23 protein-coding genes are annotated in these 22,992 nt (G+C 60.6%); 12 read left to right on the forward strand and 11 right to left on the reverse strand.

The window, feature by feature from the left end; all coding sequences use genetic code 11:
- Positions 1 to 38 precede the first annotated feature (38 nt).
- From pcaF to paaG, 4 genes are read right to left on the reverse strand one after another with little or no spacing between them, the layout of a single operon-like run.
- Complete coding sequence (pcaF, locus tag MLD04_RS14095; protein WP_282451936.1) at positions 39 to 1,286, reverse strand: 3-oxoadipyl-CoA thiolase; 1,248 nt, start codon at positions 1,284 to 1,286, stop codon at positions 39 to 41.
- The gene (paaI, locus tag MLD04_RS14100; protein ID WP_248159673.1) at positions 1,283 to 1,729 is read right to left on the reverse strand and encodes a hydroxyphenylacetyl-CoA thioesterase PaaI; all 447 of its coding nucleotides are present in this window, start codon (positions 1,727 to 1,729) and stop codon (positions 1,283 to 1,285) included. Before paaI ends, pcaF begins: the two co-directional genes overlap by 4 nt.
- Positions 1,726 to 3,249: a 3-hydroxyacyl-CoA dehydrogenase PaaH gene (gene paaH / locus MLD04_RS14105; protein WP_248159675.1), complete on the reverse strand. Its 1,524-nt coding sequence runs from the start codon at positions 3,247 to 3,249 to the stop codon at positions 1,726 to 1,728. Before paaH ends, paaI begins: the two co-directional genes overlap by 4 nt.
- Before the next feature lie 3 nt (positions 3,250 to 3,252).
- Positions 3,253 to 4,044 carry a 2-(1,2-epoxy-1,2-dihydrophenyl)acetyl-CoA isomerase PaaG gene (gene paaG, locus MLD04_RS14110; protein WP_248159677.1) on the reverse strand — a complete coding sequence of 264 codons (792 nt, stop codon included), beginning with the start codon at positions 4,042 to 4,044 and terminating at the stop codon, positions 3,253 to 3,255.
- A gap of 411 nt (positions 4,045 to 4,455) precedes the next feature.
- Between paaG and paaY the strand changes: the two genes are divergently transcribed.
- Complete coding sequence (paaY, locus tag MLD04_RS14115; RefSeq protein WP_248159685.1) at positions 4,456 to 5,049, forward strand: phenylacetic acid degradation protein PaaY; 594 nt, start codon at positions 4,456 to 4,458, stop codon at positions 5,047 to 5,049.
- Between the two features lie 42 nt (positions 5,050 to 5,091).
- Here paaY and MLD04_RS14120 read toward each other — a convergent pair whose 3' ends face one another.
- The 3 genes from MLD04_RS14120 to MLD04_RS14130 form a co-directional block, all read right to left on the reverse strand.
- On the reverse strand, positions 5,092 to 5,991 hold the full coding sequence (locus MLD04_RS14120; protein WP_248159687.1) for a haloalkane dehalogenase: 900 nt from the start codon (positions 5,989 to 5,991) through the stop codon (positions 5,092 to 5,094).
- 123 nt (positions 5,992 to 6,114) lie between these two features.
- Positions 6,115 to 6,363: a hypothetical protein gene (locus MLD04_RS14125; protein WP_248159689.1), complete on the reverse strand. Its 249-nt coding sequence runs from the start codon at positions 6,361 to 6,363 to the stop codon at positions 6,115 to 6,117.
- A gap of 76 nt (positions 6,364 to 6,439) precedes the next feature.
- Positions 6,440 to 6,793 carry a hypothetical protein gene (locus tag MLD04_RS14130; RefSeq protein ID WP_282451937.1) on the reverse strand — a complete coding sequence of 118 codons (354 nt, stop codon included), beginning with the start codon at positions 6,791 to 6,793 and terminating at the stop codon, positions 6,440 to 6,442.
- 136 nt (positions 6,794 to 6,929) lie between these two features.
- On the opposite strand from MLD04_RS14130, the gene MLD04_RS14135 reads away from it, so the two are divergent.
- Entirely contained in the window at positions 6,930 to 8,051 is a 1,122-nt protein-coding gene (locus MLD04_RS14135) for an AI-2E family transporter (RefSeq protein ID WP_248159690.1), read from the forward strand.
- 84 nt (positions 8,052 to 8,135) lie between these two features.
- A complete protein-coding gene (locus MLD04_RS14140; RefSeq protein WP_248160345.1) occupies positions 8,136 to 8,567 on the forward strand; it encodes a peptidoglycan-binding domain-containing protein in 432 nt (143 codons plus the stop codon).
- Positions 8,568 to 8,637: 70 nt separating this feature from the next.
- Here the strand turns inward: MLD04_RS14140 and ilvD are convergent, their stop codons facing one another.
- The gene (gene ilvD / locus MLD04_RS14145; protein ID WP_248159692.1) at positions 8,638 to 10,473 is read right to left on the reverse strand and encodes a dihydroxy-acid dehydratase; all 1,836 of its coding nucleotides are present in this window, start codon (positions 10,471 to 10,473) and stop codon (positions 8,638 to 8,640) included.
- Positions 10,474 to 10,630: 157 nt separating this feature from the next.
- Between ilvD and MLD04_RS14150 the strand changes: the two genes are divergently transcribed.
- On the forward strand, positions 10,631 to 11,884 hold the full coding sequence (locus tag MLD04_RS14150; RefSeq protein ID WP_248159694.1) for an HDOD domain-containing protein: 1,254 nt from the start codon (positions 10,631 to 10,633) through the stop codon (positions 11,882 to 11,884).
- 14 nt (positions 11,885 to 11,898) lie between these two features.
- On the forward strand, positions 11,899 to 12,477 hold the full coding sequence (locus MLD04_RS14155; protein WP_345799624.1) for an LON peptidase substrate-binding domain-containing protein: 579 nt from the start codon (positions 11,899 to 11,901) through the stop codon (positions 12,475 to 12,477).
- On the opposite strand, the gene MLD04_RS14160 is transcribed toward MLD04_RS14155, so the two are convergent.
- Genes MLD04_RS14160 through MLD04_RS14170 form a run of 3 tightly spaced genes read right to left on the reverse strand, consistent with a single transcriptional unit; the run spans position 12,434 to position 15,953 of the window.
- Positions 12,434 to 13,948: a bifunctional DedA family/phosphatase PAP2 family protein gene (locus MLD04_RS14160; RefSeq protein ID WP_248159703.1), complete on the reverse strand. Its 1,515-nt coding sequence runs from the start codon at positions 13,946 to 13,948 to the stop codon at positions 12,434 to 12,436. The two genes, MLD04_RS14155 and MLD04_RS14160, sit on opposite strands and share 44 nt — an antisense overlap.
- Positions 13,945 to 14,943: a GGDEF domain-containing protein gene (locus MLD04_RS14165; RefSeq protein ID WP_248159705.1), complete on the reverse strand. Its 999-nt coding sequence runs from the start codon at positions 14,941 to 14,943 to the stop codon at positions 13,945 to 13,947. Before MLD04_RS14165 ends, MLD04_RS14160 begins: the two co-directional genes overlap by 4 nt.
- Positions 14,940 to 15,953, reverse strand: a complete 1,014-nt coding sequence (locus MLD04_RS14170; protein WP_248159707.1) for a GGDEF domain-containing protein — start codon at positions 15,951 to 15,953, stop codon at positions 14,940 to 14,942. The genes MLD04_RS14165 and MLD04_RS14170 overlap by 4 nt, the downstream gene beginning before the upstream one ends.
- 146 nt (positions 15,954 to 16,099) lie before the next feature.
- On the opposite strand from MLD04_RS14170, the gene MLD04_RS14175 reads away from it, so the two are divergent.
- The 7 genes from MLD04_RS14175 to MLD04_RS14205 all read left to right on the forward strand — a co-directional run bounded on the left by MLD04_RS14175 (position 16,100) and on the right by MLD04_RS14205 (position 22,961).
- Positions 16,100 to 17,356 (forward strand): glutamate-5-semialdehyde dehydrogenase, encoded by a 1,257-nt coding sequence (locus tag MLD04_RS14175; protein ID WP_248159709.1) that lies wholly within the window; start codon positions 16,100 to 16,102, stop codon positions 17,354 to 17,356.
- A gap of 5 nt (positions 17,357 to 17,361) precedes the next feature.
- Entirely contained in the window at positions 17,362 to 18,012 is a 651-nt protein-coding gene (gene nadD / locus MLD04_RS14180) for a nicotinate-nucleotide adenylyltransferase (RefSeq protein WP_248159711.1), read from the forward strand.
- 70 nt (positions 18,013 to 18,082) lie between these two features.
- Positions 18,083 to 18,433, forward strand: a complete 351-nt coding sequence (rsfS, locus tag MLD04_RS14185; protein WP_248159713.1) for a ribosome silencing factor — start codon at positions 18,083 to 18,085, stop codon at positions 18,431 to 18,433.
- A 2-nt stretch (positions 18,434 to 18,435) separates the two neighbouring features.
- Complete coding sequence (gene rlmH / locus MLD04_RS14190) at positions 18,436 to 18,906, forward strand: 23S rRNA (pseudouridine(1915)-N(3))-methyltransferase RlmH (RefSeq protein WP_248159720.1); 471 nt, start codon at positions 18,436 to 18,438, stop codon at positions 18,904 to 18,906.
- Between the two features lie 9 nt (positions 18,907 to 18,915).
- Positions 18,916 to 20,811: a penicillin-binding protein 2 gene (gene mrdA, locus MLD04_RS14195; RefSeq protein WP_248159728.1), complete on the forward strand. Its 1,896-nt coding sequence runs from the start codon at positions 18,916 to 18,918 to the stop codon at positions 20,809 to 20,811.
- A complete protein-coding gene (gene rodA, locus MLD04_RS14200; protein WP_248159730.1) occupies positions 20,811 to 21,953 on the forward strand; it encodes a rod shape-determining protein RodA in 1,143 nt (380 codons plus the stop codon). The genes mrdA and rodA overlap by 1 nt, the downstream gene beginning before the upstream one ends.
- Before the next feature lie 63 nt (positions 21,954 to 22,016).
- Positions 22,017 to 22,961 carry a septal ring lytic transglycosylase RlpA family protein gene (locus tag MLD04_RS14205; RefSeq protein ID WP_282451939.1) on the forward strand — a complete coding sequence of 315 codons (945 nt, stop codon included), beginning with the start codon at positions 22,017 to 22,019 and terminating at the stop codon, positions 22,959 to 22,961.
- Positions 22,962 to 22,992 lie beyond the last annotated feature (31 nt).

Here is a 22,992-nt window from a genome sequence, read left to right on the forward strand (position 1 = left end):
TCTTGTACCGTGTTTTCAGTCTAGATCCTGTTGTGCAATCAGGCGGCGCTATCGGTTCTTTCGATGATCAGGGCAATCCCCTGACCAACACCGATGCACATGGTGCAAAGCGCGTAGCGGGCTTTTTGTCCGGCCTGGTGACGACGTTCGAGTTCGTTCAGCGCGGTGGTGATCAGGCGCGCACCGCTCATGCCGAGCGGATGGCCGAGGGCAATGGCACCGCCGTTCGGGTTGACGTGCTCGGCATCGTCCGGAAGTCCCAGATCCCGGGTGACCGCCAGGGCCTGCGCTGCAAATGCCTCGTTCAGTTCGATCACATCCATGTCGGCCAGTTCCAGCCCGGCGGTCTTGAGGACCTTGCGGGTGGCCGGGGCAGGGCCAAAGCCCATGATGCGCGGCTCAACGCCGGCAGTCGCCATGGCAATCACCCGTGCCCGGGGTTTGAGGCCATACTGGCTCAGGGCCTCGGAGCCGGCCAGCAACAGTGCGCAGGCGCCGTCGTTGACGCCGGAGGCGTTGCCGGCGGTCACACAACCGTTCTCGCGGAATGGCGTGGGAAGTGACGCAAGCTTGTCCAGGCTGGTCTCGCGAGGATGCTCATCGGTGTCGACCACCAGCGGATCCTGCTTGCGCCGGGGAATGGTGACCGGTGTGATTTCATTGGCGAAAAAGCCTGCGGCCTGGGCCGCTGCAGTCCGCTGTTGGCTGCGCAGGGCAAAAGCATCCTGATCTTCCCGGGACACCTTGAACTGCTCGGCCACGTTTTCTGCGGTTTCCGGCATGGAATCGATGCCGTACTGCTTTTTCATCACCGGATTCACGAAACGCCACCCGATGGTGGTATCGAACATTTCCGCTTTGCGGCTGAAGGCGTTTTCCGCCTTGCCCATCACGAAAGGCGCCCGGGACATGGACTCAACGCCGCCAGCGATCATCAGGCCGGCTTCGCCGGTGCGAATGGCGCGGGCAGCACTGCCGACGGCATCCATTCCGGAGCCGCACAGCCGGTTGATGGTGCTGCCCGGTACGTCCACCGGCAGCCCGGCCAACAGCAGGGACATGCGGGCAACGTCCCGATTGTCTTCACCGGCCTGGTTGGCGCAGCCGTACAGGACGTCGTCCACTTTCGACCAGTCCAGGTCGGGGTGGCGTTCCATCAGGGCCTTGATCGGAATGGCGCCGAGATCGTCGGCTCTGACTGCCGAAAGGGCGCCGCCGTAACGGCCAATGGGGGTGCGAATGGCGTCGACGATGTAAGCGTCTTTCAGGCGGATGTCAGTGCTCATGATGCGTTCTCCGAATGGCGGACGGTGCCGCGTACTTCATAGGAACGGCCGCGGAACAGTGCCACGGTGCGTCCGTCCTGGTTGGTCAGGGTGATGTCGTAAACGCCGGTCCGGCCGCCGCGGGAGCGCTCCTCCGCTGTGGCGGTCAGCCGATCGCCCTCCTTGGCACCGGACATGAAGTCGATGCTGCAGCCCGAGGCAACCGTCGCACGGTCGTAGGTGTTGCAGGCGAACGCGAATGCCGAGTCAGCAAGGGTGAACAGATAGCCACCATGGCAGGAGCCGTGGCCCTGGACCATATCGCCGGTGACGGTCATGGTCAGGACCGCCTTGCCCGGCGCGACGGACTCGATTTTCATGCCGAGCTTCTGGCTGGCGCGATCCCGGGCAAACATGTGCTCTGCGCACTGTTCGGCCAGAATCTGTGGGTCGGTGTCAGTCATGCGTAGAACCCCTTGTTGGCGTAATGATTTTTTCTCAGCAGCAGCGCCGGCCGATACCGGTCTTCACCGTAGCTGTTCTGAAGGTTGGTCAGGACCGTGAAGACGCAGCCGGCTCCGAGTCGGTCGCTCCAGCTGAGGGGGCCTTCGGGATAGTTCAGGCCGGCCTTCATGGCCAGGTCGATGTCTGCCACCGTTGCAACACCGTGCAGGTGGGCATCGGCCGCTTCGTTGGCCAGCATGGCGACAGTGCGCATGATGACCAGTCCGGGGCGGTCCGCCAGACGGCTGACCGCGATACCGGCTGCCTGCAACAGGGCACAGGCATCCTTGATGGCTTGTCCGGAGGCCTGATCCGCTGCGGCAATGGCCAGGCGTGTGGTGCTGGCGAAATCGAATGCCAGATCGAACACGATGGTATTGTCGATGCCTTCTGCGGCGGCACGCTCTGACGCCATGCGGCCGTCAGTCAGCACGAGGACTGCATCGCCGAAACGGATCCGGCCGTTGCCGTCACGTTCCTCGATCTCAAGGCCGGCCTCTTGCCAGCGCTGAACCAGCGCTCTGGCCGGGCCCAGGTCGCCCTCTACGGTCACCGTCTTGTGGGTGTTTCCACCCTGTTCGGCTTCGGTTTGCGCTGCGGGACGTTCATCGCCCTCGCCGTAGCGGTAGAAACCCTGACCGCTCTTGCGGCCCAACCGGCCTGCTTCCACCAGTTCCTGCTGGATGAGGGACGGGAGAAACCGGGTGTCCTGGTAATAGGCGTTGAACACGGAATTGGTCACCGCGTAGTTGACGTCGTGCCCGATCAGGTCGGTCAGCTCGAAAGCCCCCATCCGGAAGTTGCCTGCCTCGCGCATCAGGGCGTCGAGGGTGGCCGGATCCGCCGCCTGTTCCTGGACGAGTCTCAGGCTCTCGGCGTAGAAGGGGCGGGCAACGCGATTGACGATGAAGCCAGGCGTGGAGGTCGCGTACACCGGCTTTTTGCCCCACTGGAGTGCGGTTGCATGCACCGTTTCAGCGACCGTGCTGTCGGTAGCCAGACCAGACACCACCTCCACCAGGGCCATCAGAGGCGCCGGATTGAAAAAGTGCATGCCCACCAGCCGCTCTGGCTTCTGCATTTTCGCACCCAGGGCGGTGATGGAGATCGAAGAGGTGTTGGTGGCCAGAATCGTCTGGTCGCTGCACAGAGATTCGAGGTCCGCCAACAGGCCTTGTTTGATCTCGAGGTTCTCGATGATCGCTTCGATGACCAGGCCGGCGTCGGCAATGTCGGACAGTTTGTCGACCGGCTGGATCCGGCCGACGATGGCATCGACGTCCTGCTGGTTCATTTTGCCTTTATCAACACGGCGCTGAAGAATCTTGGCGGTGTTGTCACGACCGGCCGCGGCTGCACCCTCCCGCTGATCGTGGAGGTAGACGGTATGGCCAGCCTGTGCGGCAACCTGGGCGATGCCGGAGCCCATGGCACCCGCACCGATGACGGCTACGTTAATACTGGAATCCAGTGCCGGCATGCTTTATTTCCCCTTGAAATCCGGTGTGCGCTTTTCCATGAACGCGGCGACGCCTTCGCGGTAGTCGTCGGTCTGGCCGGCCTGGCGTTGCAGATCCCGTTCAAGTTCCAGTTGCTCGTCAAAGCTGTTGGTGGTGCTGGCATGCAGGGCCTGCTTGATCAGTGCCAGGCCTTTTGTGGGTTGGACGGCAAAATGGCGGGCCAGTTTCATGGTTTCGTCCATCAGTTGCTCGTCGTCAACACACCGCCAGATCATGCCCCAGCTCTCGGCCTGCTCGGCCTTGATCTTGTCTCCCAGCAGTGCCATGCCCTTGGCCCGGGCCATGCCCGCTACGCGAGGCAGAGTCCAGGTGCCACCGGAATCCGGTACCAGGCCGAGCTTGCAGAAGGCCTGCACAAAGCTGGCCGAGCGGGCAGCGAGCGTAATATCGCAGGCGAGCGCAATGTTGGCACCGGCGCCGGCCGCGACACCGTTGACTGCGCACAGAACCGGCATCGGCAGATCACGAAGGCTGCGCATCAGCGGGTTGTAATAATTCTCCAGGGAAGCACCCAGATCCGGCATTTCCTGATCCGGCGAGACGCTGCGATCGGACAGGTCCTGGCCGGCACAGAAGCCACGGCCGGCACCGGTAATGACCAGAACGCGGACGCTATCGTCGTTGCGGATGGTCGTGATGGCCTCGCGCATGCGTTCGTGCATTTCCACGTTGAAGCTGTTGAGGTTGTTCGGGCGGTTCAGGGTGACTGTGGCAATGCCCTGATCGATCTCCAGAAGGATGCTTGACTGGGTCATGATGTTGTCCCATTTGTTGTAATAACAGGAATGGCCGGGACGACACTGGGTGTCCCGTGACAGAGAATTCTTAGTAGCGCCTTGCTCGGGGCGCAGGGTCGATCGGACTGTGGGCAACCGGTGCCCTCCGATGCAACGTCCGAAATTGAGTATATCTAAGAATTGATACCCGTCAAGGATTCATGGTATCGACTTCTGTATCACTTTATAATTTTGCTTGTTGGCTGATTCGCTAAGGGGATGATTTTTATTGAAAATATGGCTTAAGGCTGGTTCTTCTGGAGCGTTTTAACGGGGTTCTGTGCCGTTTGGTGTTGCCAATTCTCGTGAAATTTCCGGGCGAAAAATATAATGTGATACAAAAAATCGCTAACAAAAAATATTTTGGTCCCATTCCTGCAGGAGAACGTTATGCCCGTTTACAGCATTGAAGGTGTTGTCCCGGTTGTCCACCCGTCCGCCTATGTCCATCCCAGTGCCGTCCTGATCGGCGACGTCTGGGTCGGGCCGGACTGTTACGTCGGCCCTGCCGCCTCGTTACGAGGTGATTTCGGTCGGATTGTCCTCAAGGAAGGTTCCAACATTCAGGACACGTGTGTCATGCATGGGTTTCCCGGAATGGATACGGTGATCGAGAAGAATGGCCATGTCGGCCACGGAGCCATCCTTCACGGGTGTATCGTGGGTGAGGATGCCATGGTGGGGATGAATGCGGTGGTCATGGACGAAGCGCACATTGCACCGAAGTCGATCGTCGGCGCCGGAGCCCTGGTGAAGGCCGGATTTACCTGCGAGCCGGGTTCGCTGATCGTGGGTGCGCCCGCCAAGGTTCTGCGAACCCTGAGTGACAAGGAACTTGCCTGGAAAAAGAAGGGGACCGAGGAGTATCAGCGTCTTACCCGGCGCTCGCTGGCCAGCCTTCAGGAATGCGAGCCGCTTGCCGAGGCGGAGCTGGATCGTCCCCGGGTGGATTCCGGAACCTACCAGCCGAAACATCAATCCTGAATCGCGTCAGGCCGTGTGTTTTTGCTCGGCAGAGATGGTGGCTCAGGCCGCCATCTCTGCTTTCAGGGCGTCGATGATGATCCGTGCGAAGGCCTCGGGTGAATCTTCCTGAAGGAAGTGGCCACCCCTGAGAGTGATGTGGGGTTGCCCGTGCGCGCCGGGAATGCGCCTCTGCATGTAACGGTCACCGCCCCGGGTGATCGGGTCGCCGCTGCTGAAGCAGGTTATGAAAGGCTTGCGCCATTTCTCCAATGCTTTCCAGGTTGCCTGATTGGCAGCGCTGACCGGGTCGTCCGGCGACAGTGGCACCAGTCTCGGGAATGCACGAGCGCCGGCCTTGTAGTCTGTTGAGGGAAACGGCGCCTCATACGCGGCCAGTTCGGCCTTCGAAAGTGTTCGCTCTGTGCCCAGTTGGACAATTCGTGCGACCGGGAACCAGGGGCTATGGGCGGCAAATGTCTTCCACAGCGTAAAGACCGTGGGAACCCGGCTTTCACCCGTGGGAAGCATGCCATTGCCGACGATAATCCGGCTGAACCGGTCTGCATGTTCTGCGGCCAGTCGCAGGCCGAGCAGGGACCCCCAATTCTGGCACACCAGGGTAATGTTCCGGAGGTCGAGCGTATCCAGCCAGGTGGTCAGCCACTCCATGTGCCGGTCGTAGCTGTAATCGTCAGCATCGGCCGGTTTGTCCGATTTCCCGAAGCCGATCAGGTCTGGTGCCAGCACCCGGTGCCCCGCATTGGCCACCATGGGGATCATGTGCCGGTAGAGGAACGACCATGAGGGTTCCCCATGAAGCATGAGCACGGGTGAGGCATCACTCCGCCCTTCGTCGACGTAGTGCATCCTCAGGTTGGGGGCTACGTCGAGATAGTTGGGAGTGAAGGGGTAGTCCGGAAGGTCCCTGAAGCGAGCTTCGTCGGTTCTCAGAATACGCATGCCATCGACTGTCCTGACTGATAGGTTGCGTGATCGTCACTTACGACGATCGTCAAAGTTCAGGATAAATCAGATGGCGATCTGGTGTGTTTGAGTTGCGTAACAGAGCGTTGCCCGTTTGAATCAGCAGGCCAGCCCGAACAGGCGCTCCGGGTTGTCAATGTGACGCATGGCATCATCGCAGCAGTTGACAGCACCGCAATCGTCAGCCGAACACAAGCCAATGGTCCGGCACTCGATGGACTGCTGGTTATCGCCTTCGTTAAGAAAAATGCGCGACCGGGAAAGAATGGAATGACAGTGGCCGCAGAGCAGGGTGGGAACGGCACAGCCCTCGGCAAGAATAGCGTTGTAATGATTTGGTTCTCTCATAGATATCCTCCTGATACGTACAACCTAGGGGCAGTGTGTGACAATAAAAAGTCCTCCTGCGTTCACTGCCCGTGATTTATACGGAATCCTTGTCCGTATCGACCATCGGCCTGCGATTGGAACGTTTGTCCTCCCAGTCGAGTTCTTTGGGATCGTACCAGCCGATGGCGTCCAGCACCCGTTGCCGGGTTCGTGGCGACAGCGTCGGCCACAGTTCCTCGAAATCCTCCAGGCCGGCGTCTCTCTGTCGCTGCTGCTTGCTCTGGAGCCGGTTGATGATTCGGGGAAGGTTCAGCGCCTCACCGAGCTGTCCGGGCACCAGCACCTCCTGCCCCATCACCTTTCGACGATGAGTCCGTGCTGCCAGGACTCTTTGCAGTTCCCGGGCAGCGTCCAGGGCGGTTTCTGTGGTAAAGGTTTCCAGATCCAATACTATGACCCGTTCAAACTGTGATCACCAACCAGCCACTATAACCTGAAGCGGGCGCCAGTGGCCAAACTCCCGTGATAGGCTGGTATTATCCAAAGCCTTCGTTACTGCTCTTTGCGCCGGGATACCCTGACTTATGTACGCAAAACTTGAAACACGGACTTTTCTGGCAATGCTGGTCGGGGTCTCCCTGGCGTTCGTCCTGCTGATGAAGCCCTTCTTCGGGCCGATTTTCTGGGCCGTAGCCATTGCGCTGATTTTCCATCCGGTCCAGAACCTGGTGGCGAAGTGGCTCGGCCCCAGGCCTAATGTGAACGCCCTGGTCACTCTCACGGTCTGCATGGTGATCGTCATTATTCCAGTCCTGCTGCTGGTGACATCGCTGATCGCGCAGGGGGTGGAGCTGTACCAGCAGATCCAGAGCGGCGAGATTCGCCCCGGCGAGTACATCGATCGAGTGAATCAGTCGTTCCCGGCCATCCAGGCTTTTCTCGCGCAATTCGATATCAACTTCGCCGAGATCCGTGACAAAGCCGTCAGCCTGTTTGTTGGCGGCAGCCAGTTCATGGCCAAACAGGCCCTCGGCATCGGGCAGAACACATTCCAGTTCTTCATGGGGCTGGCCCTGATGGTCTACCTGGCGTTTTTCCTGCTTCGTGACGGTAATCAACTGGTGGAATTGCTGATCCGGGCCCTGCCACTGGGGGACGAGCGCGAGCGTCTGCTGTTTGCCAAGTTCGCGGAGGTGACCCGGGCAACGGTCAAGGGCAACCTGCTGATCGCGATTATCCAGGGCGCCCTGGGTGGCCTGATCTTCTGGATTCTCGGCATTTCCGGGGCGTTGCTGTGGGGCGTGGTGATGGCTATTGTCTCGCTGCTTCCGGCCATTGGCGCTGCCATTGTCTGGGTGCCCGTGGCCATCTACCTGGCGGCGGTGGGGCAGCTTGTGTCCGCGACGGTGCTGACGATCTTCGGGGTGCTGGTCATTGGGCTGGCGGACAACCTGCTTCGACCGGTTTTCGTCGGTCGCGACACCAAGCTCCCGGATTACATTGTGTTGTTGTCAACGCTGGGCGGAATTGTCATGTTCGGAGTCAACGGCTTTGTCATGGGGCCTCTGGTGGCGGCCCTGTTCATGGCCTTCTGGGGGATCTTCATCCGGGAGTTCGGACACGAGGCCCAGACGGTTCGCCATCCGGGAACCGGTCCGATGCCGGAGGATGAGAACCGGAGCGGTCCCGTTGATCGCAAAGTGTGATAGTCTTTTCAGTGTTTGCCCCAGCCCGTGGAGATTGGCGCCACATAATAAAAAAGAATCGATGTCGGTTTGGCATCAGGAGTAATGCAGGTGAGTACCATGAAGAACCCGACCAGGAATCTGGGTCGCCTTCTGGCTGCAGCCGGTGCGGCGGCTTTGTTAGGGCTTGCCCCTCTGGCCCAGGCCAATGAGACCGTAGCTCTTAAGAACGCGCTTTATGGAGCGGGCTACGATATTTCCAATGTCAGCCCGGATATGGATGATGCCACCCGTTCGGCGCTGACCAGCTTCCAGAAAGACCACGGATTGCAGGCAACAGGTATTCTGGATGATGAGACCAAGAAAGCCCTTGGTATGATTTCGATGAAGGTTGCTGCGGCAGCGCCGGCAAAGGCCAGTGCGAAGACGGCTGAAAAGGCCGATAAAGCCGCTGCCAAGGCAGATCAGCCGGCCGAGGCCAAGAAAGAGGACAAGACGATCGAAGAGGACGACGACGGTGGTTGGTCGCTCTGGTAAGTGCATCGTATGCCCTGACGCAAAAAAGCCCGCCAGAGTAACCTGGCGGGCTTTTTTTGTGGCCGGATGTTCAGTCCAGCTTGGTCAGGTCACGGACCGCCCCTTTATCCGCACTGGTCGCCAGCAGCGCGTAGGCTTTGAGTGCTGCCGACACCTTGCGGTCGCGGGCGAGTTCGGGCTTCCAGCCCTTGGCGTCCCGTGCCTCCCGGCGCCGGTCCAGCTCTGACTGATCTACCTGGACATTGATCGAGCGGTTCGGAATGTCGATCAGAATCGTATCGCCGTTCTCGATCAGTCCGATAGCGCCGCCTGCTGCAGCCTCCGGCGAGGCGTGGCCGATCGAAAGTCCGGAGGTTCCGCCGGAGAAACGTCCATCCGTAAGCAGGGCGCAGTCCTTGCCCAGGCCCTTGGATTTGAGATAGCTGGTCGGGTAGAGCATTTCCTGCATGCCCGGGCCACCTTTCGGTCCCTCGTAGCGGATAATGACCACCTCTCCCGGTTTTACTTCGTCATTGAGGATGCCCGCCACGGCGGAATCCTGGCTTTCGAAGACGCGGGCCTTGCCCTCGAAGACGTAGATGCTCTCGTCCACACCGGCGGTCTTGACCACACAGCCATCCCGGGCAATATTGCCGTAGAGTACCGCGAGCCCGCCCTCAGAGGAGTAGGCATTCTCGACGGAGCGGATGCAGCCGGCCTCGCGATCGCCGTCCAGGCTGGGCCAACGGGTGTTCTGGCTGAAGGCGGTCTGGGTCGGGATGCCCGCCGGTCCGGCCTTGTAGAATTCCACCACTTCCGGGGTGGGAGACTGCATGATGTCCCAGGTCTCCAGGGCTTCCTTCATGGTCTTGCTGTGAACGGTCGGCAGATCCGTGTTGATCAGGCCGCCGCGCTCCAGTTCCCCAAGGATGCCCATGATGCCACCGGCCCGGTGAACGTCTTCCATGTGGTATTTCGGCGAGTTGGGCGCCACCTTGCACAGCTGAGGCACATGGCGAGACAGTCTGTCGATGTCCGCCATGGCGAAATTAACCCCACCCTCCTGGGCGGCCGCCAGCAGGTGCAGGATGGTGTTGGTCGATCCGCCCATGGCGATATCCATGGTCATGGCGTTTTCGAACGCGGCCAGAGAGCCGATGCTGCGGGGCAGCACGCTGGCATCGTTTTCCTCGTAATAGCGACGGGCGTTCACCACAATCTGTCGACCGGCATCCAGGAAGAGTTGTTTCCGGTCCGCGTGGGTCGCCAGCAGGGAACCGTTGCCGGGCAGCGCCAGGCCGATGGCCTCGGTAAGACAGTTCATGGAGTTGGCGGTGAACATGCCGGAGCATGAACCGCAGGTCGGGCAGGCGCTCCGCTCGTATTCCTCGACCTGTTCGTCGCTGGCATTCGGGTCGGCGGCGATGACCATCGCATCCACCAGGTCCAGCTTGTGTTCGGACAGTTTGGTCTTGCCGGCCTCCATCGGCCCGCCGGACACGAAAATGGTCGGGATGTTGAGGCGCATGGCGGCCATCAGCATTCCCGGTGTGATCTTGTCGCAGTTGGAGATGCACACCAGGGCATCGGCACAGTGGGCGTTGACCATGTATTCCACGGAATCGGCAATGATCTCCCGGGAGGGCAGTGAATACAGCATTCCGTCGTGACCCATGGCAATGCCATCGTCCACGGCAATCGTGTTGAATTCCTTGGCGACACCGCCGGCGGCTTCTATCTCACGACAGACCAGCTGCCCCAGGTCTTTCAGGTGCACGTGACCGGGCACGAACTGGGTAAACGAGTTGGCTACCGCAATGATCGGTTTGCCGAAGTCGTCGTTTTTCATACCGGTGGCGCGCCAGAGGGCGCGGGCGCCGGCCATGTTCCGGCCGGCTGTGGATGTCCGCGAACGATACTGAGGCATGGTGTCTTGGTCTCTCTTGTCTGTTGCCGGGAAAAGTGCAGCCCTAAAGGATACCAGATTAGACCGTAGGCGCATGGTTGTTTTCCAGGGCGGTGGTTACAATACTTAACAGTTATGATCGGACTATCCTAAGGTTCTATGAACAAGGAGTTTGCTTATGGCCGGGCCGGACAGCCTGCCGTTGCGTCGCCTCAAGAGTTTTCAGCCGCTGAATCGCTTAACGGATGATCAGCTGGTGCTATTGGCCAGCCGAGCCGAACGCCGGACCCACGGGCCGGGTCAGCGGGTTGCGGAGAGAGGCGTCCGTGATGGTCTCGATATCTTTCTGGTCTCCGGCGCGGTGGAGTTGCAGGCTGTGGACGGGCGTAAGTCGATTATTGAGGCGGAAACCGACAAGGCGCTCAACCCCATTGCCCGTCTGCAGCCGCGCATGTACGACGTGGTCGCTGTCAAACCGTCGGAATTCCTCGTGATTGAACAGGATGTGCTGAATCAGCTGCTCCGGTCGGCTCCGGTCAACCAGGTGGAAATGGGTTCCGAGGACGGTGTGTCCGGAGGCGACGAGGAACATCAACTGTTGATGGAGTTCTATTCCGAGCTCCGATCGAACCAGGTCAAGTTGCCCAGTGTGCCCGATGTGGCCTGGAAGGTTCGCCGGGCGGTGGATCGCGACGATTCGTCAGCAGAACAGGTGGCGGCTGTTGTGTCTGCGGACCCGGCCATGGCCGCCAAGCTTGTCCGTTCCTGCAACAGCCCCCTCTATCGTGGCTTCAGCGACGTTCGCAATGTTCGTGAGGCGGTGGTTCGGCTGGGTATGCGTACGACGCGCCAACTGGTGTCGGTCTTTGCGTTGCGAGAGGTGTTCAAGACCCGTCAGGCGTCGCTGCAGAAAGAGATGGAGAAGCTCTGGACCCACTCCCGTGAGGTTGCTGCGCTGTGCTGGGTGCTGGCGGACCAGGCGACCCGAATCGACCCCGAAGAGGCCCTTCTGGCGGGACTGTTGCACGATATCGGCGTAGTGCCGGTGCTGGTTCAGGCCGAGCATCACTCGGCACTATTCTCCAATGAAACCAATCTGGGCCACGCCATCCGCGAGTTGCGTGCCGATGTCGGCACCGCGGTGCTGGAGAACTGGGCCTTCCCGGCTGCATTTCTCGAGTCGGTCAGGCATGCCGAAGACTGGCACTATGAATGCCGGGAGACCGAGCCGCAGTTGGTAGACGTGGTGATCGTGGCCCAGTTGCATTCGATGATCGGATCGAGCCAGAACGACAGTCTGCCAGCGTTTGATGAAGTCCCAGCCTACAGGCGCCTGGGAGAACTGGAACTCAATGCCTCCCGCAGTCTTCAGTTGCTTACCGAAGCCCGCGCGAGGGTCCAGGAAGTTCAGCAGTTGTTGTCGATTCGGTGAAGAGCAGCATGACCGTGACCGTGCCCCTGTTTCCGCTCAACTCCATCGTCCTGCCCGGCGGTCGTATCCCGCTTCAGCTGTTCGAACCCCGTTACATCGACATGCTGACCCGGTGCCTGAAAGACGACGAGGGGTTCGTCGTGGTGCTGCTTCGCGAGGGGGCGGAAGCCGGATCGATGGCGAGTTTCTATGAGGTGGGTACCTACGTCCGCATCATTGACTTCCAACAGCTGGAGAATGGCCTGCTCGGCATTACCGTCGAGGGTGAATCGAAAGTGGCCGTTCTCCGGAGCTGGCGTGAGCCGGACGGGCTCAACGTCGGCGATGTCGAGCACCTCGCGGGCGAGACGCAGAGCGCGGTGCCCGCTCAGCACATCGAACTTCAGTCGGTTCTGGAGGCCCTGTTTCGCCATCCGGTCGTTCGCGATCTGAAAATGCAGGTGGACTATGACGACGCCCGCCATGTGGGTTGGCGACTGACAGAGCTTCTGCCGCTCGACAAGCAGGAAAAGCAACGGCTGGTGGAACTGCAGGACCCCCTCGAGCGCCTCAATCGATTGCAGGAACTTCTTGAAGCGCTTGAGCCGGGGTGACGACCCGGGCCGACGCCGAGTGGCTGGCATCGGGCGTATACCGGTAACTGGCCTCCGGCCACTGGTGCAGGATATAGGCGACCGAAAAGACCAGCCACACCGCCACGCCCAGGCAGGTCAGCGCGTCCATCGGGATGGGCGTGCGATCATATCGGCTGTAACTGGCCCGCACGAAACCGGTCACCGCGAGCCCCAGCAGGATGCCTCCGATAATGTCCGAGAACCAGTGTACCTCCAGGTAGAGTCGGCTTACGGCGACAGGCAGTACTGGCAATGAGAGGAATACGTAGGTGCGCCAGCGCCGACGCTGACCGAATTCTGCCGCAACGAAGCTGGCCAGAAGGGTTACCAGCACGGTGATGCCGGCGGCGTGACCGCTGGGAAAGGCGCCGGAGGCCGGAGGCTGGTTGACCACCGCCGGTCGGGGCAGGTCGAGCCCGGTCTTCAGGCCCCATACCAGGCTCCACGTCAACGCCAGCGCCATGGCAATGTGCAGTGCAGCGGCGTAATATCCGCGAAACGCCAGGACCAGGATGGACAGCCCCGCTGCCACGACCAGAACCAGTGGGTCGCCGATCAGGGTCGCCGCCAGAGCGGGACCGTCGATCAGCGGGTGACGGAGTTGTTCGAACCAGAGCAATACGGTCTGATTGAATGGGGCCAGAGCGCCGCTGATGACCAGTTGCTCCCAGATCAGGAACAGACCACAACAGGTGACGGAGAGCATCAGGGAGGCAAGCGGGAATTCGCCAGCGCGGGCCGGTCGCTGGTTGCTGTAAAGTCGCCAGAATCGATGGGACAGTTCGTACCGTGCAACGCGCTCTTCGAGCCATCGGTAAAAACGCCCGCCACCGCCGAGGCCCAGCTGGAACTGCACCAGAACATAGTACACCACCAGCAGCGCCAGCACGCTGACGCCGGTAACCGCGTAGAAATGAGGGGGCAGTTCGATGCCCGTCTGTAGAGCGCTGCCCACCAGGAATCCGGGAATGACGTATGCCGGGGCCCAGGCGATGGCCGACAGGATGTTGATGCCGAGGAAACGCTGCCAGGGCATGTGGAGTGCGCCGGCTACCAGCGGAATGACTGGACGGATTGGTCCGATAAAGCGCCCGATAACCACACTCTTGCCCCCGTGTTTCCGGAAGAAGGTTTCTCCCTTGCCGATCAGGATGGGGTAGCGTTTGAACGGCCAGACGGATGTCAGTCGCCCCTTCAGTGTCTGCCCGATAACGAAACTGATGCCGTCGCCTACGACCGCCCCCAGAAAGGCCCAGGTCAAGGCCTCGGTCAGCGGCATGCCGGTCTTGCCCGCCAGTGCGGCGATGGCAAACAGGATGGCAACACCCGGTACAATCAGGCCGGCAATGGCCAGGGATTCCACGAAAGCAGTGAGGAACAGTGCGAACGCCAGCCATCCGGGGTTCGATGACAGCCAGGCGGTGAGGTCAGAGAGCCAGGCGCCAGTCATGCCTCAATGGTCTCTCCCGGACTGAACCAGATGGAGTCGGCGCCCCGTTTGCGTGCTTCTTCCATCGCGCCGTGGGCCCTTTTGCGGAGGGTGTCCGTTCGGGTATCGCCATTTCCGCGTGTCGTGCAGCCCAGGCTTACGGTGGCCTTGCCGACGACTGGCCACTGATGTTCTCCAATGGTCCTGCGGATGCGCTCGGCAATGACCCGGACGCCTTCCTCCGGCGTAAACGGCAGGATCAGGAAGAATTCGGATTCGTTCAGCGTGTAGAGGGTATCGCCCGCCCGGATAACGCCGAAAAGATGTTGGGTCATGTCCCGAAACAGTGTCTGGAGTGCCGCATTACCATGCAGGTCCTTGGCTTCCGCCGCGTAGTCGATGCCCAGATGCACCACGGACAGGGAATGCCCGGTTGCAATGGCTCGACTGATTTCCTTCTGCAGGGTTTCATCCAGGAACCGGGCGTTATGGGCGCCGGTCACCGGATCTGTGATGGCCAGGTCCTCCGCCGACTGCGCCATGTGGTCGTAATGCCAGGTATACAGAGCGGTTGTGACGAGCAGAATGACCAGTCCTGTGGTGGTGACCATGGCGTCATCGACCGGATGGCTGAGGAACAGAACCACCGACATGGGCGTGATCAGAAGCAGGGACAGCGCCAGCCCCTGGCGCAGCGGGAGGATCAGAAGGTTCAGTATCAGCAGGGGCATCGCCCAGTGGCTGATGCCCGGTCCGTTCATGCTGATCAGTGCCGCCAGCAGCCCGCTGTTGAGCGCAGACAGGATGATCAGGTGCCCCGGGGCCGATAACTGGTGTCGCCGGCAGATGACGGTATAGGCCAGCCCCGCGACGCTCAGTATGGCCATCCCGGAGGCCAGGTAGAACAGATCGTAGAAGCCGTACCTCAGGTTCTGTATGGCCAGGGCAGCGATGAACACGGCCGCCAGGGCGTAGCCTGCACTGTGAGTGATCGTGCGTAGCCTTGTTTCGGTCATGATGCCGGCCCCCCGTGCTCGGTAGTGGATCGAGCCGTATGCGACCAGGCGCTATAGGTCTGGGTACGGTTGCCACCCTGTTGCTGGGCCCGACGCAATGCGTGGGCGGCACTCTGCTGGAGGCTGTCGGCATCGTCGCCGATATTGAGCCCGGCGATGCCTGTGCTCACCGTGAGATTCAAACCGTGTGATTCCAGCAGGGTGCGGAGTCCGCTGCGAATGATATCCGCCCGATTTCCTGCATCACCGGTGGAAATTCCGGGAAGGATGATCAGGAACTGAAGGTCTGCGACCCGGTAATAGGTGTCGAAATCGCGGATCTGGGAGTGCAGGAAACGGCCGATTCGGGGCAGGATTGACCGGATATCTTCGGCCGGTTCATGATCGCTCACATGGGTGTCCAGTCCGACCATGATGACCGACAGGTCGGTGCCTTCCCGTTCGCTGCGCTGGATTTCCTTGTGCAGGTCGGCGGACAGGTATTCGCGGCTGGCGGCCTGGGTCAGCTCGTCCGTGCGTCGAAGGGGGGCCAGCTGCCGGTTCTTGTATTCCCTGAGAAAGACCAGCAATCCGGAGAGCATCAGGGTCAGCAGGAACGCGCTCACCAACTGGTGGCGGTCCGGGAGCCCCGTCATCCATTGGGTTCCTGCCATGACCAGCACGCAGACCGCCAGCGAGAGGCTGGCGGCAATGACTGGCTGAAACAGGGCAAAGGCAATCAGTGGCACCGCATAAAGCCAGTACGTCATTGACCAGGGTCCCAGCAGGAATGCCGACAGGGTCAGCCCGGTCGCGACGACGAAGAAAAGACGCTGAATGGCTGGCCAGGGTTGTTTTTTACGGGCTGGATGGAAGTTCCGGCCGCTGATAACGACGCCTGCTGCAGCCGCCGCCACGGCTGACATGAGCGGGTCACCCAGCAGGGCGCTGGCGATGGCAATGATGATCAGTCCCGCGAAACCGGCCCGTGACAGCCTGCTCAACAAGAATTTTTCGGCCGTCTGGGCCATGGTGTGTCCTTCCTCTCCCGGCGCATCCATTGAGTATTAAGCATAGCGCAGCGGTATAATAATGGTTTGGGGTGCGTACTTGAAACGGGAAAGGTAAAGTTAGGCCCTTATTACGTATTTTGATGTCGAACTGACAAGGTAACAGGATGGATATTGCAGGATACATGGCCGAGGTTGGTCAGCAGGCCCGGGCCGCCGCCACGCTGGTGGCAAAGTCCACCACGGCTGTACGCAACAGGGCACTGCTGGCGACCGCGGACGCACTGGACGCCGCGCGGGGCGAGTTGGCGGTTGCCAACAGCAAGGATCTCGAAAAAGGACGGGAGAATGGTCTGGACGCGGCGATGCTGGATCGTCTGGAGCTCACGCCGGAACGGATCGACGCCATGATCGAGGGCCTGCAGCAGGTTGCCTCCCTTCCGGACCCCATTGGCGAGATTACCGACATGACCTATCGCCCCTCGGGCATCCAGGTCGGAAAGATGCGGGTTCCCCTGGGCGTGATCGGGATCATCTACGAATCCCGTCCGAACGTGACGGTTGAAGCCGCAAGCCTGTGCCTGAAGTCCGGAAATGCCACCATTCTCAGGGGCGGATCCGAAGCCATCCATTCCAACCAGGCGATTGCCCGCTGCCTTGCCATCGGCCTGGCCGAGGCAGGTCTGCCCGAGAATGCCGTACAGGTGATCAAGACCACCGATCGTGCGGCAGTGGGGGAGCTGATCACCATGCCGGCTTACGTTGATGTGATCGTGCCCCGCGGCGGCAAGGGATTGATCGAACGGATCAGCCGGGATGCCCGTGTGCCGGTCATCAAGCACCTGGACGGCGTGTGTCACGTCTACATCGACAGCCACGCGGACCCCGAGAAGGCCCTGCGGGTGGCGGTGAATGCCAAGACCCAGCGGTACGGAACCTGCAATACCATGGAAACCCTTCTGGTGGACCAGGAAATTGCTGAGGATATCCTGCCGCTGCTGGCGGACGCCTTTGAGGAGAAAGGCGTGGAGTTGCGGGGGTGCCCGGCAACCCGTGCGGTGGTCCCCTCGGCCAAAGAGGCGGTGGACGCAGACTGGGAAGCGGAATATCTGGCCCCCATCCTGGCGGTGCGCGTGGTGGACGGTCTGGATGGGGCGATCGCGCATATCAATCGCTACAGCTCCCAGCACACCGACAGCATCGTGACCGAAAACTATACCCGGGCCCGGCGCTTCCTCACGGAAGTGGATTCCAGCTCTGTGATGGTCAATGCCTCGACCCGTTTTGCCGACGGATTCGAGTACGGTCTGGGCGCGGAGATCGGCATCTCTACCGACAAGATCCATGCCCGCGGTCCCGTGGGGCTGGAAGGTCTCACGTCCCAGAAATACGTGGTGTTCGGCGACGGTCACATCCGGACCTGATGTCCATGCATGTGATCTACGGCGGAACTTTCGATCCTGTGCATCATGGGCACCTGAGGCTGGCCATCGAGCTGTGTGATCGGCTGGGTGTGCCGAATGTCAGCCTGGTGCCCTGCCATATCCCGCCGCATCGTGGCGACACCGGCGCCAGTGCCGGGCAGCGGCTGACGCTGCTGGAACTGGCGATTCGCGACGAAGCCGCTCTGCGGATTGATGACCGGGAACTCCGGCGGGCCGGCGCTTCCTATACAGCGGATACCTTGCGCCAGCTCCGGGCCGAGCTGGGCCCGGAGGAGCCGCTCGTAATGGTGGTCGGTACCGATGCCTTTGCCGGCTTTGATCGCTGGCGGGAGTGGCAAATGATTCCCGAGCTGGCCCACATCGTTGTGGTGCAGCGTCCTGGACCGGCTCTGGATCCGGACGGTCAGCCGGCAAAGCTGCTGGCTGAACGCGAAGTCAGTGATCCGGCCCGTCTACGTGAGAGGCCAGCTGGCCTGGTGCTGGCCCTGGACCCGCCGCTGCTGGATATTTCCGCCACCGGTATCCGCGATCGAATTGCCAAGGGGCGTTCTCCCCGATACCTGATCCCGGATGGGGTCTGGGCGGAGATTCGACGGCAGGGGCTTTATGGCGCCTGCCCGGACGGGAACTTTTAGTGCTACAATTCCGTCTCATTGAGACTTTTCGGGCAGGCAATCCGGCCGATGTCCGATTAACAGGGTGATTATGCAGGCAGAAGAACTGAAAGATTTGGTGGTCACGGCACTGGAAGACGTGAAGGCGCAGGACATCAGTGTGATTGATGTGCGCGATCGGACCAGTGTCACGGACTACATGGTGCTGGCATCCGGCACTTCCAACCGTCACGTCAAATCCCTCGCCGATTCGGTGGTGGTTGAAGCCAAAGAGCAGGGAGTTCGGGCCAGCAATGTCGAGGGCGCGACTGCCAGCGACTGGATCCTGGTCGACCTCGGCGATGTTGTTGTTCATGTGATGATGCCCGCTACCCGCGAGTTCTACGATCTGGAGCGACTCTGGCGCGATGCTCCGGATCTTGGTGCCGCGGGCAGCGAATAAGCATGCGGTTACGTCTGATCTGTGTCGGGCAGAAGATGCCCGACTGGGTCAGCAGCGGGTATCAGGAGTATGCCCGTCGGATGCCCCCGGAACTTCCCCTGGAACTGGTTGAAATTCCCATGGCCCACCGTGGGAAGAATCCGGATATTCCCCGACTGATGCAGAAGGAAAGCGATGCGATTCTCGGGGCACTGGGTGCTCGCGATCGCGTTATCGCCCTCGAGGTGGGCGGCCGTCCCTGGTCCACGGAGAAGCTGGCGAGCCAGCTTGAATCCTGGCAGCAGGATGGGAATGACGTGAGTTTCCTGGTGGGAGGGCCGGACGGTCTGGCCGATGCCTGTCGCCAGCGAGCGGATCAGCAGTGGTCCCTGTCGCCTCTGACATTGCCTCATCCGCTGGTGCGTATTCTGCTTGCAGAGCAGCTGTACCGGGCCTGGACGATCACCCGAAACCATCCGTACCATCGCGCCTAGAGGTTGTCCATGCCGTGGGGTGAATTCAAGGATACCGCAGCCGAACGCCGCCTGTTCCAGCGCCGCGCGCTGGTTATGCTGACGGTGGTCGTGCTGGCGCTGGGCGGCCTCATGGCCCGCATGTATCAGCTCCAGATCGTCGAGAACGATACCTACACCACCTTGTCCGACAAAAACCGCGTTCAGGTGCAGTCGGTCCCGCCTCCACGCGGCCTGATCTACGACCGAAACGGTGAGCTTCTGGCCGAAAACCGGCCGGTTTTCAGTGTCACCGTTGTGCCCGAACGGGTGGAGGGTATGGACGAGACCCTCAGCGAACTTGAGGGCATCATCAATGTCTCCGACCAGGATCTGGAACGGTTTGAGCGCAGGCTGCACGAGCCCCGTCGCCCGTATCAGGAAATCCCGCTGCGATACGACCTGACGGAAGAGGAGATCGCCAAGCTCGCGGTTCACCGGCACGAGTTGCCGGGCGTCGAAGTCAAGGCGGAGCTTGTGCGCTATTACCCCCACAGTGTCCTGACATCCCACGTACTCGGGTACGTGGGTCGGATCAACCGAGAAGAACTGCAGAATATCGACGCCGTCAACTATGCCGGTACCAACTACATCGGCAAGTCCGGTATCGAGAAGTTCTACGAGAAGACGCTGCACGGCAAGGTCGGTTACCAGCACGTTGAAACCAATGCCCGAGGGCGAATCCTTCGGGTTCTGGAGCGGGAGAACCCGGTGCCCGGGGAGGACCTCCAGTTGCAGTTGGACCTTCGCTTGCAGAAAAAGGCATATGAACTGCTCGACGGCCGCCGGGGTGCCGTTGTCGCGATCGAACCGAAAACCGGGGGGATACTGGCGCTGGCCAGCGTGCCGGGATTCGATACCAACAAGTTTGTCACCGGTATCAGCGTGGACGATTACCGGGAACTGCGGGAAAGCAAGGACAAGCCACTGTTCAACAGGGCACTTCGGGGCCAGTACCCGCCAGGGTCCACTCTGAAACCCATGCTGGCGGTTGCCGCACTGGACAGTGGTGCGACTACCCGGACCAAGAAAATCTGGGACCCGGGCTACTTCCAGCTCAACGATACCGGGCGGCGCTATCGGGACTGGAAACGCTGGGGACACGGTTGGGTTGATCTGAAAAAGGCCATCGCGCAGTCGTGCGATACCTATTTCTACGGCGTTGCCGTGGATATGGGGGTGGATACCATGTCTGGTTATCTCTCCAGTTTCGGGTTTGGCGAGGATGCCACGCTGGATGTCTCAGGTGCCCTGAGCGGTCTGTTGCCATCGAGGGAGTGGAAGCGTGCCGCGCGCAAGGAACCCTGGTATCCGGGAGACTCTGTAAACCTGGGTATCGGACAGGGATTCATGCTGGCCACGCCGCTGCAACTGGCTACCGCAACCGCCCTGATTGCGAACCGTGGGCAATGGGTTGAACCCCGATTGCTCAAGGATGTCCTGGGTGACGATCCGGTCAATAAAGTCCTGCCTCCGGAAACCCATGAACCGCTGAAACTGAAAAATCCCAGCGATTGGGAGTATGTCGTCGACAGCATGGCGGAGGTGATGGAAGGCGCGCACGGTACTGCCCGTCGTGCCGCCCAGGGGGCACCCTATCGGATGGCCGGGAAAACCGGGACCGCCCAGGTATACAGCCTTGAGGAAGATGAGGAGTACGACGCGAATGAAATCCGTGAACGGCTGCGGGATCACGCACTGTTCGTTGGCTTTGCGCCTGTGGACGACCCCAAGATTGTCGTCTCCGTCATCGTCGAGAATGGCGGTAGCGGAAGTGGAACGGCCGCTCCGGTGGCCCGGGCAATGTTTGATACCTGGCTGCTGGACCTGAAACATGGTGAGGATTCCGGCAAGGTGAGTATGGCCAATACAACGGGGGCAAACTGATGGCCCTGAAAGATCTGATGGACTCCGGTTCTGCCAATCCCCTCGGGCGCCCCCGAAGCATCTGGACGACCCTGCATCTGGATCCGGTGTTGCTGATACTGCTGCTGTTACTGATCTGCAGTGGCCTGTTCGTGCTCTACAGTGGGGCTGACCGCAACATCGAGGTGGTCAAGGCGCAGGGCATCCGGATGACCATTGCCTTTGTGGTGATGCTGGTGTTTGCCCAACTGGATCCGGCCGTGTTCCGTCGCTGGGCGCCCTGGCTGTATGTGGTCGGGCTGATTGCGCTCGCCGCCGTTCTGGTGGCAGGTGTCGGCGCCAAGGGCGCTCAGCGTTGGCTGGCCATTCCGGGATTGCCGCGTTTCCAGCCATCGGAACTGATGAAACTGGTGGTGCCAATGATGGCGGCCTGGTACCTGTCGAGGCATTATCTGCCCCCGAGGTTTTCCCATGTGGTGGTCGGGCTGGGGATCGTGCTGCTACCCATGGGCATGATTATCGAACAGCCGGATCTCGGAACGTCGCTGCTGGTGGGGCTCGCCGGCATCTTCGTAGTGTTTTTCGCCGGAATGAGCTGGAAACTCATTTCTGCGGTTTTTGCCCTGGTGTCGGTCTCCGCGCCACTGATGTGGTTTTTCGTGATGCGGGATTACCAGAAGCAGCGTGTGCTGACGCTGCTGGACCCCCAGAGCGATCCGCTGGGAGCCGGGTGGAACATCATCCAGTCCAAAACAGCCATCGGATCCGGTGGTCTTGAAGGCAAGGGTTGGCTGCTGGGAACCCAGTCGCACCTGGAATTTCTCCCGGAGAGTCACACCGACTTCATTGTCGCGGTTCTGGCCGAAGAGTTCGGCTTTATCGGGATGGCGCTGTTGCTGACCACCTATTTCCTGATCATTTTGCGCTGTCTCTATATTGCGGCCACGGCCCAGGATTCGTTCAGCCGGCTGGTCGCGGGTGCTTTGACCATGACCTTCTTCATTTACGTGTTTGTGAACGTCGGAATGGTCAGCGGTCTGCTGCCAGTGGTAGGCGTGCCCCTGCCGCTGATCAGTTACGGGGGTACGTCCAGCGTGACGCTGATGGCCGCGTTTGGTGTCCTTATGTCGATACACACCCATCGCCGAATGCTGGCTGCCTGACCAACCATGGAAGCCGGGTAATGGTGATTGGGTGAAAGAACCCGTTACAATGAAGAAAAGAATATGTGGTTTTTACGCGGCAAGCGTATGGCAGGGGGATTGCCCACGGTGAACGCAAAACGTCATTGGGCCGCAGGATTGGTCGTCCTGTTGCTTCTGGGACTGGGTGGATGTGCTTCATCCCCCCAGACCAGCAGTTCCCGTTATGCTCTGGCGCAGGACCGTGCGCCGTCGAAAGATATCGATGTGTCTGGTCTGCCAGATGCCCGTCCCCGCTATGAGAAGGGACGGAGTGCGGGTAACAAATCGCCTTACTCGGTCTGGGGCAAAACCTACCGGGTTCTGGATACGAACGATGGCTACGTCGCCCGTGGCACCGCCAGTTGGTACGGTGAAAAGTTCCATGGCCACAGGACGTCCAACGGCGAAACCTTCGACATGTATGAAATGTCGGCCGCCCACAAGACCCTGCGAATCCCGACTTATGCCCGGGTGACCAATCTGGACAACGGGCGGTCGGTCATCGTTCGGGTCAATGATCGTGGGCCCTTTCACAGCGACCGGCTGATTGACCTGTCCTACGCCGCGGCGAAAAAACTGGGATATCAGTCGAAAGGAACGGCACACGTTGAAGTGGCTGCCATCACGGTCCGGCCGGACGGCTCCATGTACCTTGCCGGTCAGCCGTTTCGGCCGGGTCAGCAAAGCGGGCCGGTTGCCGAATCCGGAGAAGCACGGAGTGCTGAAAGCGCATCAAATGGAACCGGTGAAGCGCTGTTTGTCCAACTGGCCTCGTTCAGCAGTCGTGGCCCTGCCGAAGCCCTGTTGAAGCGGGTTCGCAGTGTCCTGCAGAATCCGATGCGGGTTCGGGCGATCGACACCCAGTCCGGCCGCTATCATCGGGTACAGGTCGGTCCTTTCGAGACAGAGGCAGCGGCGAGGAAAACCCAGGGGCTACTCGAGGCCCGTGGCTTTGCACAGACGATTCTGTTGACCGATTCGCGTTGATCAACCAAAACACCGAAAACACACCTGACGA

The sequence above is a fragment of the Marinobacter koreensis genome, assembly GCF_023156285.1.
In the GTDB taxonomy this organism is placed as follows: domain Bacteria; phylum Pseudomonadota; class Gammaproteobacteria; order Pseudomonadales; family Oleiphilaceae; genus Marinobacter; species Marinobacter koreensis.